Source organism: Prauserella sp. PE36 (assembly GCF_003311655.1).
In the GTDB taxonomy this organism is placed as follows: domain Bacteria; phylum Actinomycetota; class Actinomycetes; order Mycobacteriales; family Pseudonocardiaceae; genus Prauserella_A; species Prauserella_A endophytica.
Genome location: NZ_QEQT01000086.1, coordinates 37,512 through 53,376, shown reverse-complemented (window position 1 = coordinate 53,376; position 15,865 = coordinate 37,512). Strand labels below are relative to the sequence as shown.

Genomic DNA, 15,865 nt, shown 5'->3' with positions numbered 1-15,865 from the left:
GTGGCAGGACAGTGAAGGCATGAACGCGGCATTCCTGCTGAACTCGCTCGTCGTGGCCGCTGTCCCCGGCACCGGCGCGATCTACACGCTCTCCGCGGGCGTCTCGCGGGGCAGGCGCGCCAGCCTTGTCGCGGCGTTCGGCTGCACCCTCGGCGTCATCCCGCACATCGTCGCCACCCTCACCGGCCTGGCCGCGCTGCTGCACACGAGTGCACTCGCCTTCGAGGTGCTGCGCTATCTGGGGGTGGCGTACCTGCTCTACCTGGCCGTGACGACGCTGCGCGACCAACGGACGCTCGTCGTGCGCGAACACGCGCCGCCGGAGCCCGCGGCGAAGGTGATCACCTCCGCGGTGCTCATCAACGTCCTCAACCCCAAGCTGACGATCTTCTTCGTCGCGTTCCTTCCCCAGTTCGTACGCCACGACGACCCGCGTTCGCTGGCGAAGCTGCTGGAGCTGAGCGGGGTCTTCATGCTGGTGACGTTCCTCGTGTTCGCCGCGTACGGGCTGTTCGCGGCGGCCGTGCGCGACCACGTGATCTCCCGGCCTCGCGTGCTGACGTGGAGCCGCCGGGTCTTCGCGGGCTCCTTCGCCGGCCTCGCCACCAGCCTCGCCCTCACCGACCGATAGCGAGAAGCGCGTGTACTTCCAGCACTCACCGGGGATCCGGGCCCGGCACCCCGAGCTCGCCGCCGGAGCGATCGTCGCGGACGGCATCACGAAGCACGCCGCCGTGGCCGAAAGCGTCGCCGCCCACACCGCCGTCGCGGCGGACAGGCTCTCCTCCGGCACGGAGGCCGTCCTGCCCGAGATCCAGGCGTGGCGGCGGACGTTCTCGCGCATGGGCCTCAAACCGACGCGGTACCGCTGCGCCGCGGAGTCGCTGCTGCGCCGCTTCCGCAGGGAGGGCGAGCTGCCCGCGATCCATCCCCTGGTGGACCTCTGCAACGCGGTGTCGATGGCCTTCGCGATCCCCGTCGCCGTGCTCGACCGGGCCGCGATCCGAGGTGGGCTGGAGGTCCGGCACGCCACGGGCGGCGAGCGGTCCCTGACGCTGTCCGGCCAGCCGGAGCACCCCGCCGAGGGCGAGGTGACGTTCGCCGACGCCGAGGGCAACGCACACGCGCGGCGCTGGACCAACCGGCAGAGCGGGCTGTCGGTGGTGCGCGACTCGACCGCGTCGGTGCTGATCGTCGCCGAAGCCGTGCACGCCGGCGCGGCCGAGGACGTCGCGCGGCTCGTCCCCACGCTCGCCGGTGAGCTGACCGCGATCTGGGGCGTAGCAACGAAAACGGCACTGCTGACCGCCGATGAGCCTCGCTTCGAGTTCTAGAGCGGTTCTGAAGCCCGCACGGCCACGCAAGCAACCGGAACCCTCTCTAGGGGATCATCTTGCCGGGGTTGAGGATGCCGTGCGGGTCGAGCGCGGCCTTGACGGCACGGTGCATGTCCAGCACGGGCGGGTCGAGCTCGCCGGCGAGGCCGTCGCGCTTGAGCAGCCCCACCCCGTGCTCGCCGGTCACCGTGCCGCCGAGGTCGATCGCGTCGGCGATGATCTCGTGGAACGCCCGCTGTGCGCGCACCCGCGCGTCGTCGTCGCCCGGCGGCGTGATGAGCAGCGGGTGCAGGTTGCCGTCCCCGGCGTGCGCGATGTTGGCGATCAGCGTGTCGTGGCGCGCGGCCGCGGCCTCGATGCGCGCGAGCATCTCGGGCACGGCCGCCTTCGGCACGCACACGTCCTCGGTCAGCACCGGGCCGAGCCGCTCCAGCGCCGGGTAGGCCAGCCGCCGCGCGGCGAACAGCGCGTCGGCCTCCTCCTGGTCGGTCGAACGCGCAGCCCAGCTCGCCCCCGCCTGTTCGAAGCATTCCAGCATCGCGGCGGCCTCGCGCTCGCCCGCGGCGCCGGGCGCGTCGGTGCGGCCCAGCAGCACCACGTCGGCCTCCACGGCGAGGCCCATGTTCTTCCACTGGTCCACGGCGGCGAGGCAGTGCTTGTCGACCAGCTCCAGCGCCGACGGCGTGAGCCCGGCGGCCGCGACCGCCGACACCGCGCGGCCCGCGTCGACGACCGAGGAGAAGTACCCGGCGACCGTGTGCTCGGGATCGCGCAGCGGGCGCAGCCGCACGGTCACCTCCGTGATTACGCCGAGCGTGCCCTCCGAGCCGACCATGAGCCCGGCGAGGTCGTAGCCCGCGACACCCTTCGCGGTGCGCCTGCCCAGCCGAACCAGCTCACCCGTGCCCGTCACGACCTGGAGGCCGAGCACGTAGTCGCGGGTCACGCCGTACTTCACGCAACACAGCCCGCCCGCGTTGGTGGCGACGTTGCCGCCGATGGTCGACCACGGCGCGCTCGCCGGGTCCGGCGGGTACCACAGGCCGTGCTCGGCGCAGGCCGCTCGCAGGTCGTCGTTGACGACGCCAGGCTCCACCACGGCGAGGCGTTCCAGCGGGTTGATCTCGCGGATGGCCGACAGCCGCTCGGTCGAGAGCACCACGCCGCCTTCGACGGCGTTGGCCCCGCCCGACAGGCCCGTGCCCGCCCCGCGCGGCACCAGCGGGACGCCGTGCCGCAGGCAGGCCCTGACCACCGTCTGGACCTCCTCGGCCGTGCGCGGCCGGACCACCACCACCGGCTTGCCGTGCGGCGCCCATTCGGCCTCGTCGTGGCTGTAGCCGGAGGCGACGTCCTGGTCCTCCACGAGACGGTCGGGGGCCAGCTCGCGCCTGAGGTCGTCGATCAGCATGTGGGCAGGCTACGTGCGGGCCCCGGCCGCCGACCTCCCGCGCAGGCCGAACGGCAGCACCGCCACCACCACGAGCGCGAGCCCGAGCGCGGCGGGCAGCCCCGCCACCGCCCACGCCGCGTAGAGCAGCAGCCCGGCCAGGTCCGTCCCGAGTCCGGCCACGGAGGTGACCGTGGCACGAGCGGTGCCGTCGATGCGCTCCTGCAACCTGGCGTTCGCGACCACCAGCACGGCCCGGTACGCCGCGTAGAACAGGCCCACCAACACCAGGCCCAGCGGCACCCCGAGCAGGCCCGCGAGCGCGAACACGAGCACGCCCGCGAGGAGCACGAGCGCGAGCGAGAGCGGGCGAAGGCGGTCGAGCCTGCCCGCGAGCGCCGAGCCGGCGGCACCGGCGAGCGGGATCGCCACCACCGCGAGCGGGATCGCGTCGACAGGCACGTGCCAGTCGCGGGCCAGGAGGGGGAAGTACTCCTCGATGCCGTCGAGCGAGGTCAGCAGGGCCACGGCCACGACGGCTCCGCGGACGGCGGGACTGCGCACCGCCTCGACGACACCCGTTCGCAGGGCCGCGAGGTAGCTCGCCTCGCCGTCTTCCTCGCCGGATTCGGTGCGCGGCGGTTCGGGGACGCGGGACGCGACGAACGCCGCGGTGAGGCACGTGGCGACGCTGGCCCAGCCCACGAGCTCGTAGCCGCCGAGCGGGAACAGCACCGTCGCGGCGACGGCGGCCGGGATCTGCGCGATCAGCTCGAACGCGCCGACCTGGCCGTAGATCCTCGTGAAGTGCTCCTGCGCGCCGGTCGCGACCAGGCCGTCGTAGAGCAGGGCCTCCACCGAACCGGACACGAGCGAGCCCCCGAGTCCCCACAGCACGAAACCGGCGGCGAACGCGGTGAAGCCGGGAGTCGCCGTCCACAGCGCGTAACCCGCCGCCTGCAGCACCCCGCCCGCCACGAGGGCGCTCTTGCGGGAGAACCGGTCGGCGAGCGCGCCCGTGGGCACTTCGACGACGATGCCGACCACCGACCAGATCGCGAACAGCGCGGAGATCTCGGCGTCGGACAGCCCGGTGTCGGCGAACAGCAGCGCGTACAGCGGGTACAGGGGCACGACATCCGCCAGCAGCGCCCAGAGCCGGATCAGCCGGACGAACGGACGGGCGTCGGCGGGAAGCGGTGTCCTACGTCAAAGGAACGGCATGCGGCGAGGTTAGCCCGATTCGCCCGTCCTGTCGCGGGTTTTCCGCGCGAAGCGAACGGTCGCGACCACAGCCGTCAGCGCGAGCGCGATCACCACCAGCCCGTAGCCGGTGGCGGTGGGATGCAGGCCGAGGTTCGTCGCGGCGAGGCCGGCGGCGAGCGAGGGCAGGCTGAACGACAGGTACGACGCCGTGTAGAGGGTCGCGACGAGCGCGGCCCGGCTTCCCGGCTCGGCCAGGCCCGTCGCCGTGCGGAACGCGCCGAGGAACGACGTGCCGAAACCGAAGCCGCTCACCACCGTGCCCGCGAAGAACAGCGCGGGCGATGGCAGGGTGAGCGCCAGGAGCAACAGCCCGACCCCGCCCGCGAGGAACAGTCCGCCCGCGACGATCGCCGTGCGGGAGTCCCGTCCGCGCAGCAGCATCGACGCTGCCGACCCGGTGCCCATCAGCAGGAAGATCACGAGCCCGCCCGCGATCGGCGCGGTGACACCCAGTACCTCCACCACCAGCGAGCGACCGAGGGAGAGGTAGAGCCCGCCGAGCGACCACGTGGCCATGAGCGACGGCAGCACCACCGCGAACGCGAGGCGCGCGCGTTTCGGCACGCCCAGCTCCGGCAGCAGCGAGCGCAGCACACCCGGCCTGCGGCGCACCGGCTCCGGCATGACAGCGAGCGCGAGCCCGGTGAGCACGAAGGCGACGAGCAGCAGCGCGTACACCAGCCGCGTCGGCGCCGGGGCGTACTGCACGAGCAGGCCCGTGCCGAGCGCGCCGGCCGCGAGCCCCGCGGTGGGCACGGCGCTGTTGACGAGCGCGCCGAAACCCGGCCTGCGTTCGAGGTCGATCAGCGACGCGCTGATCGTGCCCGTCGCGAGCCCCGTGCCGACGCCCTGCAGGATCCGGGCCGCGTAGAGCCAGCCGACGCCGTCGGCGAGCAGGAACAACAGCATGCTCGCCGCCTCGACGGCGATGGCCGCCGCCAGCACGGGCTTGCGGCCGACGAAGTCGGACAGCCCGCCAGCCGACACGAGCATGGCCAGCAGCGCGAGGACGTAGACCGCGAACACCGCGGTGAGCGTGGCCGGGCTGAACCCCCACAGCCCCTGGTACACGACGTAGAGCGGCGAGGGCGCGCTGGCGGCGAACATGAGCAGGAACAGCACGGTCGCCACCAGCCAGAACCCGAGGCTCCGGCGCCGGGCCGCGTGCCGCTCCAGCAGATGCACCCCCGCATCCTCACACGCGGTGGGCCCGCATACGGCAGACTGCGGGCCATGCCACTGCCGAGGGGACTCGCCCGCTTCAACCGCGTCGTCACCAACCGCATCGCGAGCGCGGGCGCGGGACGGCTGCCGGGGTTCGGCATCCTCGTCCACCGGGGCCGCAAATCCGGCAGGACGTACCGCACGCCGCTGAACGTGTTCCGGATCAAGGGCGGCTACGTCATCGCGCTCACCTACGGCCCGGACACCGACTGGGTGCGCAACGTCCTCGCCGAGGGCGGCTGCGAGCTGGAGACCCGTGGCCGCACGGTGCGGCTCGTGCGGCCACGGCTCGTGCACGACGAGAGCCGCGGCGCGCTCCCGCAGCCGGTCAGGGCGTTCCTCGGCGTGCTGAGCGTGAACGACCTGCTCTATCTGGCCGAGGAGTGACGCTACTTGCGGATGCCGTTGATGGCGCGGACCACTGCCATGCACTGGTCCTCGACGTAGGTCAGCCCGGCCTCCTCGGCGATCGCGCGGGCCTCCGGCGAGACGATGTCCTGCTGTAGCCACAACGCCTTCGCGCCGATGCGCACGGCCTCGCGCGCGACCCCGGCGGCCTCGGGCGAGGGCCGGAACACGTTCACCACGTCGACCTCGTCCGGGATGTCCGAAAGCGAGCGGTAGACGCGCTCGCCGAGCAGTTCGTCGGCGGTCGGGTTCACCGGGATCACGCGGAACCCGGCCGCCTGCATGGCGGCGGGCACGGAGTGAGCCGCCTTGGCGGGGTGGCGGCTCAGTCCCACCACGGCGATGGTCTTCGACTCCCGGAGAATGCGCGCGGCTGTGTCGTCCATACCGCCATTGTGCGTCGTGCCCGGCCTACTTGCGGTACCAGCGGGGAGAGGTGTTGAGCGGCGGGCTCAGCTCGGCGCTCACCACCAGCACGTTCGGCTCGTCGGCGCGTGTGAACTCCCGCAGCAGCCTGCGGAACGCCCTGCCGAACCCGTCCACCCGGTCGGCGTAGACGCCGAACGACTTGGCCAGCCCGACGAAGTCCGGCGTCACGAGGTCGACGCCCCGATGCGGCAGCCCGGCCCTCGTCTGGTCGTAGCGGAGCATCCCGTAGCCGCCGTCGTCGACGACGACCACCGTGATCGGCAGGTTCTCCTGCACCGCCGTGGCCAGTTCGCCGACGCCGTAGAGGAATCCGCCGTCACCCGTGACGCACACCGCCCTGCCCTGCTCCGCGGCGGCGACCCCGAGCGAGGCGGGGAAGCCGAACCCGAGCGTGCCCCAGCCCATCGGGTAGGCGAGTTTGCGCGGTGCGGCGATCCGGTAGAAGCCGCCGACCCAGTAGCCCGCCACGCACATGTCCGACACGAGCACCGAGTCGTCGGGCAGCGTTTCCCCAAGCGCGGCCAGGAACTCCGCCGCCTGCGGCTCCTCCTTGCGGACCCGCCGCCGCACGCGCAGCTCGATCTCGTCGAGCCTGCGGGAGAGCGCGTCGAGGCCCGGCCGCGCGGACAGGCCGACGAGCAGCCGTTCCACCACCTGCCGCGCGTCACCGAGCAGCAGCAGGTCCGGTGGGTAGTTCTTCGCGGCGTCGGCGGGGTCGACGTTCACGGCGATGAGCCGCGGAGGCTGCGGCATCCGCCAGTTCTGCGTCATGAGCCCGTCGAAGTCGGTGCCCACGGCGAGCACGACGTCGGCCTCGTCCCACAGGGCGCCGACCTCCGGCGTGTGCACGGGGTTCGACGCGCGGCACGGGTGGTCGGGCGGCACGATGCCGCGGGCGGCGAACGTCGTGATGATCGGCGCCGCGAGGGTCTCGGCGAGCCGGCCGACGGCCTCGCCCGCGCCCGAGCGCAGCGCGCCCCCGCCCGCCCAGATCAGCGGCCGTTCGGCGGCGGAGAGCACCTCGCGGGCCCGGTCGAGGTCCTCGACGTCGAGGGCGTGGAGCAGCTCGGTGGGCTCGGAATCGTTGCGGTCAAGGCACTCCGCGGTGAGGAAGTCCGTCGGGATTCCGACGTACACGGGCCCGCTCTGCGGCCGCAGCGCGAGCCTCGCCGCGCGCCGCACCGTGCCCGCGAGGTCGTCGGGGTGCTCGACGGTGAAGCCCGCCTTGGTGACCGGCGAGAACATCGCCTGCTGGTCGCTGGTCTCGTGCAGGACGCCGCGCACGATGCCCGGTCTGCGCAGCGTCGACGGGATGTCGGTGGCGAGCACCAGCACCGGCGACGCCGACGCCATCGCCTCGCCAACGGCTCCGAGGGTGTTGGCCGCTCCCGGACCGGTGGTGACCACGGCGACGCCGAGCCTGCCGGTGGCGCGGGCGTAGCCGTCGGCGGCGAACCCGGCCGCCTGCTCGTGGCGGACCCCGACGATCCGGATGCCCGCGGAGGAGAGGGCATCCCAGATCGGGAGGTTGTGCACGCCGGGCAGGCCGAACGCGATGTCGACCCCGAGCTCGCCCAGTGCGGAGACGAGATGTTGTGCTCCGGTCCGACCCACGACGCGAGGATACGAGCAGCGCTCACCATTGCGGCGGCAGGGACTCCTCGCCCGGCGGCGGACCGGGGGGCGTACCGTCGCCGAACGGCCTGCCGCCGAGCGCCTCACGCCCGTGCGGCGTCGCCCACAGGGAGAGGTCCGGACCTTTCGGCACGATGCGCGTGGGATTGATCTGCTCGTGCACCTGGTAGTAGTGGCGCTTGATGTGGTCGAAGTCGACGGTGTCGCCGAACCCCGGAGTCTGGAACAGATCGCGCGCGTACGCCCACAGCACGGGCAGCTCGGTGAGCTTGTCGCGGTTGCACTTGAAGTGCCCGTGGTACACCGCGTCGAAGCGGACGAGCGTGGTGAACAACCGGATGTCGGCCTCGGTGATGGTGTCGCCGACGAGGTAGCGCTGGTTCTCCAGCCGCTTCGACAGCTCGTCGAGACGGGCGAAGAGCCGGTCGTAGGCGTTCTCGTAGGCGGCCTGCTTCGACGCGAACCCCGCCTCGTACACGGCCGCGTTGACGTCCGCGTACACGCCGCGGTTGACCTCGTCGATCTCCTCGCGCAGTTCCTCCGGGTACAGCTGGGGCGCACCCTCGCGGTGGTGGGCCGTCCACTCCGTCGAGAGGTCCAGCGTGATCTGCGGGTAGTCGTTGGTGACGAGCTTGCCGCTGGGCACGTCGACGATCGCGGGCACGCTGATGCCGCCGTCGTAGTCGGGGTCCGCCTTCGCGTACGCCTCGTGCAGATACCGGATGCCCAGCACGGGATCGACGCCGCCGGGGTCGAGCGTGAACCGCCAGCTCCGCTCGTCCTGGATCGGATCGGCCACGGCGACGGACAGCACGGACTCCAGCCCGAGCAGCCGCCGCACGACGAGCGCCCGGCTCGCCCACGGGCACGCCCTGCTGACCACGAGCCGGTAGCGGCCGGGTTCGACGGGCCAGCCGTCGCGACCGTCCGCCGTGATCCGCTCGGCGAACCTGTTGGGGGCCCGATGAAACTCGCCGGTTTCGGGATCGGTCGGAATGGTCATGCCAGTGACCCTAGTGCCCGTCAAGGACGGTTGGGTGCTGAACCGTTCTTGACGGGGCACTGGTACGTAGACTCGCCACACGGCGCACATCGAACGCCGGCCGAGCGACGCGAGGGTGGACGTCATGCCGATGATGCCAGTGACGGACTCGATGTTCCTGTTCATCGAAACCAGGGAACACCCCATGCACGTGGGTGGCCTGCAGCTGTTCACCAAGCCCGACGGCGCGGGACCGGATTACCTGAAATCGCTGCGCGAGGGCCTGCTGGAGAACTCCAGCGTGCGAAGCCTGTTCCGGCGCCGCCCGGCCCGCCCCGTCAACACCGGGGGCTACCTCGCGTGGGCCGAGGAGTCCGAGCTCGACCTCGACTACCACTTCCGGCATTCCGCCCTGCCCCAGCCGGGCCGGGTCAGGGAGCTGCTCGAGCTGACGTCCCGCTGGCACAGCACGCTGCTCGACCGGCATCGGCCGCTCTGGGAGGTCCACCTCGTCGAGGGCCTCAACGACGGCCGGTTCGCGATGTACAGCAAGATCCACCACGCGCTGATGGACGGCGTCTCGGCCCTGCGTCAGCTGCAGAGCACCCTGAGCGACGACCCGCTGGCGATGGACGGACCCGCGCCGTGGGGGTCGCGCGGACCGGCCCAGCCGAGGCGCGGCAGGCCCGACGCGCTCGCCCTGCTGCGCGGGGCGTGCAGCACGGCGAAACAGCTCGCCGGCGTGCCGAGGATGACGGCGAAGGTGGCGACCGAGGCGTTCCGCGAGCACACGCTGACGCTGCCGTTGCAGGCGCCGAGGACGATGTTCAACGTCGCGATCGGCGGTGCGCGCCGGTTCGCCGCGCAGTCGTGGCCGCTGGAACGGGTGCGGAAGGTGGCGACGGCGGCCGGGGTGTCGCGCAACGACGTGGTGCTCGCGATGTGCGCGGGCGCGTTGCGCGACTACCTCATCGAGCAGCGCGCGCTTCCGGACGCGCCGCTCACCGCGATGGTGCCGGTGTCGCTGCGCAGCCGCGCCGACTCGGGCGAGGCGTCCGGCAACCAGATCGGCGCGCTGCTGTGCAACCTCGGCACCGACCGGTCCGATCCGGCGGAGCGGCTCGCGGTGATCTCCCGTTCGATGGCCGACGGCAAGCGCCTGTTCAAGGAGCTGACTCCGTTGCAGATCCTGCTGCTGTCGGCGCTCAACATCGCACCGCTGGGCGCCTCACCGCTGCCCGGTTACGCCAACCACACGCGCCCGCCGTTCAACATCGTGATCTCGAACGTGCCGGGCCCGCGCAAGCAGATGTACTGGAACGGGGCGACGCTAGACGGCATCTACCCGGCGTCGGTGCTACTCGACGGGCAGGCGCTCAACATCACGCTGACCAACAACGGCGACAACCTCGACTTCGGCATCACCGGCTGCCGCCGCAGCGTCCCCCATCTCCAGCGGCTCCTGCTGCACCTGGACACCGCACTGGCTGAGCTGGAGTACGCGGCCCGGTAGCCCGCCCGACTGCAGTGAAGGCCACCTTCACTGCGGTCGGACCGCGCTAACCTCCAAAGAAGTGTTTGACAGTTGGCTCGCCTGGCGCGATGCTGAGCGGGATGGCGGAGAAATCACCACTCGACGGGCTGCGCGTGCTCGCGCACCCCCTGCGTTTGCGCATCCTGTCGCTGCTCACCGCCGCGCCGATGAGCGCGGCGGAGGCGGCGAGGGAACTGGGCGAGAGCCAGGCCAACGTCAGCTACCACCTGCGCAGGCTCGCCGACGCCGGCCTGCTGTACGTCGCGGAGGAAGTGAGCATCCGGGGCGGACGCGCCAAGCGTTACCGGCACGACCCGGAAAGCGGCACCGGACTCCTGGGCCGCGAACCCGCCGAGGAGCCGGTGCTGCTCACCGCGCTCGCCGACGAGCTGCACCGCAGGGCCTCCTACCGCGCGCCGGGCAGGCCCGCGTCGCTCATCGACGCCGAGGTGTGGGTGGACGAGCAGACGTGGGAACGGGCGCGGGAGCTGTCGCTGCGGCTGTCCGAGGTGCTGCACGACGCGGCGAAGCCGCCCCGCACACCCGGCACGAACCGCGTCAGCGCGACCGTGGCCCTGTTCATGCTCGAGGACGGCGGCCGGTAGTGAGAGCCGGACTGGGGGCACCGCTGCGGCACCCCGACTTCCGCGCGCTGCTCGCCGGGCGCACGGCGGCCGAGTTCGGCAACGCCATCGCGCCCGTGGCGCTCGCGTTCACAGTGCTCGACCTCACCGGCTCGCTGGTGGACCTCGGGCTCGTGGTGGCGGCGAGATCGCTGGCCAACGTCGCGCTGCTACTGCTCGGTGGCGTGCTCGCCGACCGGCTGCCCCGCGGCGTGATACTGCAGGGCACGGAGCTCGCGGCGTTTCTCACGCAGGGGCTCATCGCACTGAGTGTCCTCAGTGGATTCGCGTCGATCCCGCTGCTCGTGGTCGTTGGCGCCGCCAACGGTGCGGTCGCGGCGATCTCCCTGCCCGCGGCGGCGTCGCTGACCCCGCAGACCGTACCGCCGGAGCTCCTGACACCCGCCAACGCGCTGGTGCGCATGGCGGTCAACACCGGGCGCGTCGCGGGAGCCGCGCTCGGCGGCGTGCTCGTCGCGGCGGCGGGCTCCGGCTGGGCGATTGCGGTGAACGCCTGCGTGTTCCTCGCCGCCGCGCTCGCCTATCACGCCGTGCGGGTGCGCGGGCCCGTCCGCACGGAGCGGCAGAGCCCGCTCGCCGAACTGGCCGCGGGCTGGCGCGAGTTCACCGCGCGCCGCTGGGTGTGGCTCGTGGTCGTGCAGTTCATGGTGGTCAACGCGGTGATCTCCGGCTGCGTCGTGGTGCTGGGCCCCGCGATCGCCGACGACACCATCGGCAGGGCGGCGTGGGGGTTCGTGCTCGCCGCGCACACGGCTGGTGCGTTCGTCGGCGGTGTGCTCGTGGCGCGCTGGCAACCGCGAAGGGCGCTGCGTGTCGGCGTGGCCGTGACGATGCTCGACGCGGTGCCGCTCGTGCTGCTCGCCGAGTTGCCGCAGGTGGTCCCCCTGCTGCTGGCGATGTTCGTCGCCGGGGTGGCGACCGAGCAGTTCGTGGTGGCGTGGGACGTCTCGCTGCAGGAGAACATTCCCGAGGACCGGCTCGCGCGCGTCTACTCCTACGACATGCTCGGCTCGTTCGTGGCACTGCCCGTCGGCGAAGTCGCGGCGGGCCCGCTCGCGGCGCGCTTCGGCGTGGAGGCGACGGTGCTGGGCGGCGCGGCCGTGCTCACGGTCGTCACCCTGCTGACGCTGCTGAGCGGAGAGATCCGTGGGCTGGAGCGGAAACTGGTAGGAACGAGGGAATGACGGGCTTCTACCATCTGTGCTTCGTGGTCACCGACATCGAGCGCGCGCAGGACGAGCTGAGGCGCACCGTGGGGGTGACGTGGTCCCCCGCGCGCGAGGGCCGGCTCGGCGACTGGGACTACCGCATCGCGTTCTCCGCCGAGGGGCCGCCGTTCTTCGAGCTGATCACCGGGACCGAGGGCAGCCCGTGGGACACCTCGACGGGCAACCGGTTCGACCACCTCGGCTACTGGTCGGCGGACGTCGCCGCCGACAGCGAACGGCTGGCGGGCGAAGGGGCGCCCGTGGCGTTCGACGCGTGCCCGTACGGCAGGCCGTTCAGCTACCACCGGCTCGACAGCATCGGCGCCCGGCTCGAACTGGTCGACGTCTCGGCGCAGCCCGGCTTCCTCGCCAACTGGAACCCCGGAGGCGCCGCGATGCCCCCACTCGCGCCCGGTTGACGCTCCCCAAGGCCACCTTTGTTGCGTTCAACGCACCCAAGGTGGCCTTGGGGGACGATCAGCGGCCGGAGCCGGCGGCGCGGTCGGTGACCCAGGGACGGATCTCCTCCACCAGCTTCGCCACCGCGAGCACGAGGTCGTCGGAATGCCTCGGGCCGACGATCTGCAGGCCCACCGGCAGGCCCTGCGACGTGAACCCGGCCGGCACGGTGATCGCGGGCTGCTGGGTCATGTTGAACGGGTACGTGAACCGCGTCCACTGTGGCCAGCTCTCGAGCCCGCTGCCGGGCGGCACGTCGTGGCCGGCCTCGAACGGCTGGATCGGCATCGTCGGCGTGATCAGCACGTCGTAGCGAAGATGGAACTCGCCCATGTGGATGCCGAGCGCGGCGCGCTTGGCCTGCGCGTCGAGGTAGTCGCTCGCCGAGTAGGTGCGCCCCTGCTCCCAGACCTTGCGCAGGCCCTGGTCGATCCGTTCCTCCGAACCCGCCGGGAACGAGTCGAGCCACTTCGCGGCGCCGGTGGACCACAACACGTCGAACGCCTCGACGGGGTCGGCGAAACCGGGGTCGGCCTCCTCGACGGACAGTCCGGCCTCGCTCAGCGCGGCGACCGTCGACACCACCGCCTGCGCCACCTCGGGGTCCACGTCGATGTAGCCGAGCGCGGGCGAGAACGCCGCCCGCAGGCCACGGACATCTCGGCGCACGGCCTCGCGGTAGGTGCCGATCGGCGGCGTCAGCGCGCTCGGGTCGCGGTGGTCCGGCGTGGCCAGCACGTCCAGCAGCAACGCGATGTCGTCCACGGAGCGCGCCATCGGCCCGGCATGGGCGAGCGCGCCGAACGGGCTCGCGGGGAACAGCGGGACGCGCCCCGCTGTCGGCTTGAACCCGACGACGCCGCAGAACGACGCGGGAATGCGCACCGAGCCGCCACCGTCGGTGCCCACCGACAGCTCGCTCATGCCCGTGGCCACCGCGACCGCGCTGCCACCGCTGGAGCCGCCCGGCGTGAGCGCCGGGTTCCAGGGGTTGCGGGTGATGCCGTCGAGCGGGTTGTCGGTGACGCCCTTCCAGCCCAGCTCGGGAGTGGTGGTCTTGCCGAGCAGCACGAGCCCGTTCTCCCGCATGCGCGCGGTAACCGGACTGTCCACGTCCCACGGCTGGTCGCGGTCGATGCACACCGAGCCGCGCAGGGTAGGCCAGCCCTGGGTCAGGAACATGTCCTTGATCGATGCGGGCACGCCGTCGAGCCAGCCGATCGGGTTGCCCTCGCGCCAGCGCTCCTCCGAGGCCCGTGCCTGGTCGAGCGCCACCTCGGGGTCCACAAGCGTGAAGGCGTTCAACTCCTTGTCGCGTTGCTCGATCACCTCGAGGGAGGCCTCCGTCGCCTCCACCGGAGACAGTTCCCCCGACGAGTAGGCCGCGACCAGTTCGCTCGCGGTCAGCAGGGTTCCGGTGCTTGGCATGTCTCTCCTCGGTACTGGTAACGGCTCGGCGTGCGGCATCACCGGCGAGGCCGGCCGCCTCGCCCGTCAACCATCTGACGGAACGTAGCCCAAACCCTTGTCGACCACGTTGACGAGGGGCTGTCCGGCGCGCCATCGCCGGAAGTTGTCGGCGAAGACCTCGACCAGCGCGTTTCGCCAGCCGACGAAGTCACCCGACATGTGCGGCGAGATGTGCACGTTCTCCATCGTCCACAGCGGACTCTCGGCGGGCAGCGGCTCGGTGTCGAAGACGTCGAGGGCCGCGCCGGCGATCCGCTCCGCACGCAGGGCCTCCACGAGGTCACCGGTGACCACGAGCTCGCCCCTGCCGACGTTGACGAACCGGGCACCCGGCTTCATCGCGGCGAAGGCGGACGCGTCGAACATCCCTTTCGTCTGTTCGGTCAGCGGCGCGACGGCCACCACGTAATCGAACTCCGGCAGGTGCTCGTTCAGTCGCGCGGAGGCGTGGACGGTCCCGAAGTCGGGGTCGCCCTCGCGGGCCGTGCGGCCCGCGCCCGCGACGCGCATGCCCACGGCCCGCAGCAGCCGCGCGATCGACCGTCCGATGGGGCCGGTGCCGACGACGAGCACCGACCGGCCCTCGATCCGCTCGCTCTCGCGGTGCAGCCACGTCCGCTCACGCTGGAGCTTGATCGATCTGGCGAAATCCTTTGCGAACGCAAGGACCTGCCCGAGGACGTACTCCGCGATGGAGTTGTCGAACACACCTCGCGAATTGGTCAGCACCACGTCGCTCTCGCGCATCGCGGGAAACATCACGGGGTCGACGCCCGCGCTCGCGATGTGCAACCAGCGCAAACGGTTTGCCGCATGCCATGCGCCGGGTACTGCCGTGGAGAGGAAGTCGTAGACGAACAACGCGTCGGCGTCGCGCAGGGCATCGGCAAGGCCGTCGGCATCGGTGTAACGAACTGCCGCCTCTTGCTCGATGGGCTCCATGTCCGGGGGGTGCTTGTCCCCGCAGAGCACCGCGAGCACCGGTGATTCCGTGCCACTCACGTTGACACGGTAAGAGCCGGTCGTATGATTGTCAACAATCCGAGGAGTCACCCCGGAGGCACACTCCTGCAAAGAAAGCCGTCGGAGGTCGGAGCCTTGGATTTCGCAGCCCTGGACTTCCCCGCCTTCGAAGGGCCGTTGGCCCAGCGGGGAATCGGCGTGATCGCGCCGTTCGATCTCGCGCTGGAGCGTGAGCTCTGGCGCTGGGTGCCGATGGAGGTCTCACTACACCTCGCCAGGACTCCGTACGAACCCGTGCCGGTGAGCATGGAGATGGCCCACCTCGTGAGCAACGCCCACCACCTCGCGGCGGCGACGCGCGACGTGCTGCACGTGGAGCCGGAGGTCGTGGCATACCTCTGCACGTCGGGCAGCTTCGTCAGTGGTGTGGACGCGGAAAGGACGCTGCGCAAGGTGATCTGCGACGCAGGCGCCCCCGCCGCCGTGACGACCTCGGGTGCGCTCGCGGAGGTGCTGCAGCAGCTCGACCTCGCCCGGATCTCGGTGCTGACGCCCTATGACGCGGACCTCACCGGCAAGCTGCACGAGTTCCTCGACGAGCTCGGCGTGAAGACGATGTCCAGCGACCACCTCGGACTGGGCGGCGGCATCTGGAAGGTCAGCTACCGCACCATCGCCGAGCGCATCCTCGCCGCCGACCACAGCGCCGCCGAGGCCATCTTCGTCAGCTGCACCAACCTGCCCACCTACGACGTGATCGAGCCGCTCGAGGAGCGGCTCGGCAAGCCGGTGCTCACGGCCAACCAGCTGACGATGTGGGCGTGCCTGAAGCGCATGGGGCTGCCGATCGTCGGGCCCGGAAAGTGGCTGCGTGAGGTATCTTGACCAGCTCTAGTAGGATTGTCGACAATCTGCG

At 71.6% G+C, this 15,865-nt stretch carries 16 protein-coding genes; 8 read left to right on the top strand and 8 right to left on the bottom strand.

Annotated features, from left to right (window positions below):
* Window positions 1-19 precede the first annotated feature (19 nt).
* Both DI005_RS24955 and DI005_RS24950 read left to right on the top strand, forming a co-directional pair.
* On the top strand, window positions 20-631 hold the full coding sequence (locus DI005_RS24955; protein WP_113643775.1) for a LysE family translocator: 612 nt from the start codon (window positions 20-22) through the stop codon (window positions 629-631).
* A 10-nt stretch (window positions 632-641) separates the two neighbouring features.
* A complete protein-coding gene (locus DI005_RS24950; protein WP_113643773.1) occupies window positions 642-1,334 on the top strand; it encodes a B3/4 domain-containing protein in 693 nt (230 codons plus the stop codon).
* Window positions 1,335-1,380: 46 nt separating this feature from the next.
* Here DI005_RS24950 and DI005_RS24945 read toward each other — a convergent pair whose 3' ends face one another.
* The 3 genes from DI005_RS24945 to DI005_RS24935 all read right to left on the bottom strand — a co-directional run bounded on the left by DI005_RS24945 (window position 1,381) and on the right by DI005_RS24935 (window position 5,178).
* A complete protein-coding gene (locus tag DI005_RS24945; protein WP_113643772.1) occupies window positions 1,381-2,748 on the bottom strand; it encodes an FAD-binding oxidoreductase in 1,368 nt (455 codons plus the stop codon).
* Window positions 2,749-2,757: 9 nt separating this feature from the next.
* Window positions 2,758-3,861 carry an MFS transporter gene (locus DI005_RS24940; protein WP_228714185.1) on the bottom strand — a complete coding sequence of 368 codons (1,104 nt, stop codon included), beginning with the start codon at window positions 3,859-3,861 and terminating at the stop codon, window positions 2,758-2,760.
* 99 nt (window positions 3,862-3,960) lie between these two features.
* Window positions 3,961-5,178 (bottom strand): MFS transporter, encoded by a 1,218-nt coding sequence (locus tag DI005_RS24935; protein WP_233520307.1) that lies wholly within the window; start codon window positions 5,176-5,178, stop codon window positions 3,961-3,963.
* Between the two features lie 48 nt (window positions 5,179-5,226).
* On the opposite strand from DI005_RS24935, the gene DI005_RS24930 reads away from it, so the two are divergent.
* Window positions 5,227-5,604 carry a nitroreductase family deazaflavin-dependent oxidoreductase gene (locus DI005_RS24930; RefSeq protein WP_112271074.1) on the top strand — a complete coding sequence of 126 codons (378 nt, stop codon included), beginning with the start codon at window positions 5,227-5,229 and terminating at the stop codon, window positions 5,602-5,604.
* Window positions 5,605-5,606: 2 nt separating this feature from the next.
* Here DI005_RS24930 and DI005_RS24925 read toward each other — a convergent pair whose 3' ends face one another.
* From DI005_RS24925 to DI005_RS24915, 3 genes are read right to left on the bottom strand one after another with little or no spacing between them, the layout of a single operon-like run.
* Window positions 5,607-6,011 (bottom strand): CoA-binding protein, encoded by a 405-nt coding sequence (locus DI005_RS24925; RefSeq protein ID WP_113643768.1) that lies wholly within the window; start codon window positions 6,009-6,011, stop codon window positions 5,607-5,609.
* A 25-nt stretch (window positions 6,012-6,036) separates the two neighbouring features.
* Complete coding sequence (locus DI005_RS24920; protein ID WP_113643767.1) at window positions 6,037-7,668, bottom strand: thiamine pyrophosphate-binding protein; 1,632 nt, start codon at window positions 7,666-7,668, stop codon at window positions 6,037-6,039.
* Window positions 7,669-7,690: 22 nt separating this feature from the next.
* Window positions 7,691-8,692, bottom strand: coding sequence for a glutathione S-transferase family protein (locus tag DI005_RS24915; RefSeq protein WP_112271068.1), 1,002 nt, complete (start codon window positions 8,690-8,692; stop codon window positions 7,691-7,693).
* Window positions 8,693-8,816: 124 nt separating this feature from the next.
* Here DI005_RS24915 and DI005_RS24910 point away from each other — a divergent pair, with 124 nt between their 5' ends.
* The 4 genes from DI005_RS24910 to DI005_RS24895 all read left to right on the top strand — a co-directional run bounded on the left by DI005_RS24910 (window position 8,817) and on the right by DI005_RS24895 (window position 12,476).
* Window positions 8,817-10,184, top strand: coding sequence for a wax ester/triacylglycerol synthase family O-acyltransferase (locus DI005_RS24910; RefSeq protein WP_113643841.1), 1,368 nt, complete (start codon window positions 8,817-8,819; stop codon window positions 10,182-10,184).
* 101 nt (window positions 10,185-10,285) lie between these two features.
* Window positions 10,286-10,810 (top strand): helix-turn-helix domain-containing protein, encoded by a 525-nt coding sequence (locus tag DI005_RS24905; protein ID WP_113643765.1) that lies wholly within the window; start codon window positions 10,286-10,288, stop codon window positions 10,808-10,810.
* Entirely contained in the window at window positions 10,810-12,033 is a 1,224-nt protein-coding gene (locus DI005_RS24900) for an MFS transporter (RefSeq protein ID WP_113643763.1), read from the top strand. The genes DI005_RS24905 and DI005_RS24900 overlap by 1 nt, the downstream gene beginning before the upstream one ends.
* Complete coding sequence (locus DI005_RS24895) at window positions 12,030-12,476, top strand: VOC family protein (RefSeq protein ID WP_113643761.1); 447 nt, start codon at window positions 12,030-12,032, stop codon at window positions 12,474-12,476. The genes DI005_RS24900 and DI005_RS24895 overlap by 4 nt, the downstream gene beginning before the upstream one ends.
* 58 nt (window positions 12,477-12,534) lie before the next feature.
* On the opposite strand, the gene DI005_RS24890 is transcribed toward DI005_RS24895, so the two are convergent.
* Together DI005_RS24890 and DI005_RS24885 are read right to left on the bottom strand one after the other, a co-directional pair.
* Window positions 12,535-13,944: an amidase gene (locus DI005_RS24890; protein ID WP_113643759.1), complete on the bottom strand. Its 1,410-nt coding sequence runs from the start codon at window positions 13,942-13,944 to the stop codon at window positions 12,535-12,537.
* Between the two features lie 66 nt (window positions 13,945-14,010).
* Window positions 14,011-14,928 (bottom strand): D-2-hydroxyacid dehydrogenase, encoded by a 918-nt coding sequence (locus DI005_RS24885; RefSeq protein ID WP_113643840.1) that lies wholly within the window; start codon window positions 14,926-14,928, stop codon window positions 14,011-14,013.
* 156 nt (window positions 14,929-15,084) lie between these two features.
* Between DI005_RS24885 and DI005_RS24880 the strand changes: the two genes are divergently transcribed.
* Window positions 15,085-15,834 carry an Asp/Glu/hydantoin racemase gene (locus DI005_RS24880; protein WP_112271058.1) on the top strand — a complete coding sequence of 250 codons (750 nt, stop codon included), beginning with the start codon at window positions 15,085-15,087 and terminating at the stop codon, window positions 15,832-15,834.
* The last annotated feature ends 31 nt before the right edge of the window (window positions 15,835-15,865 follow it).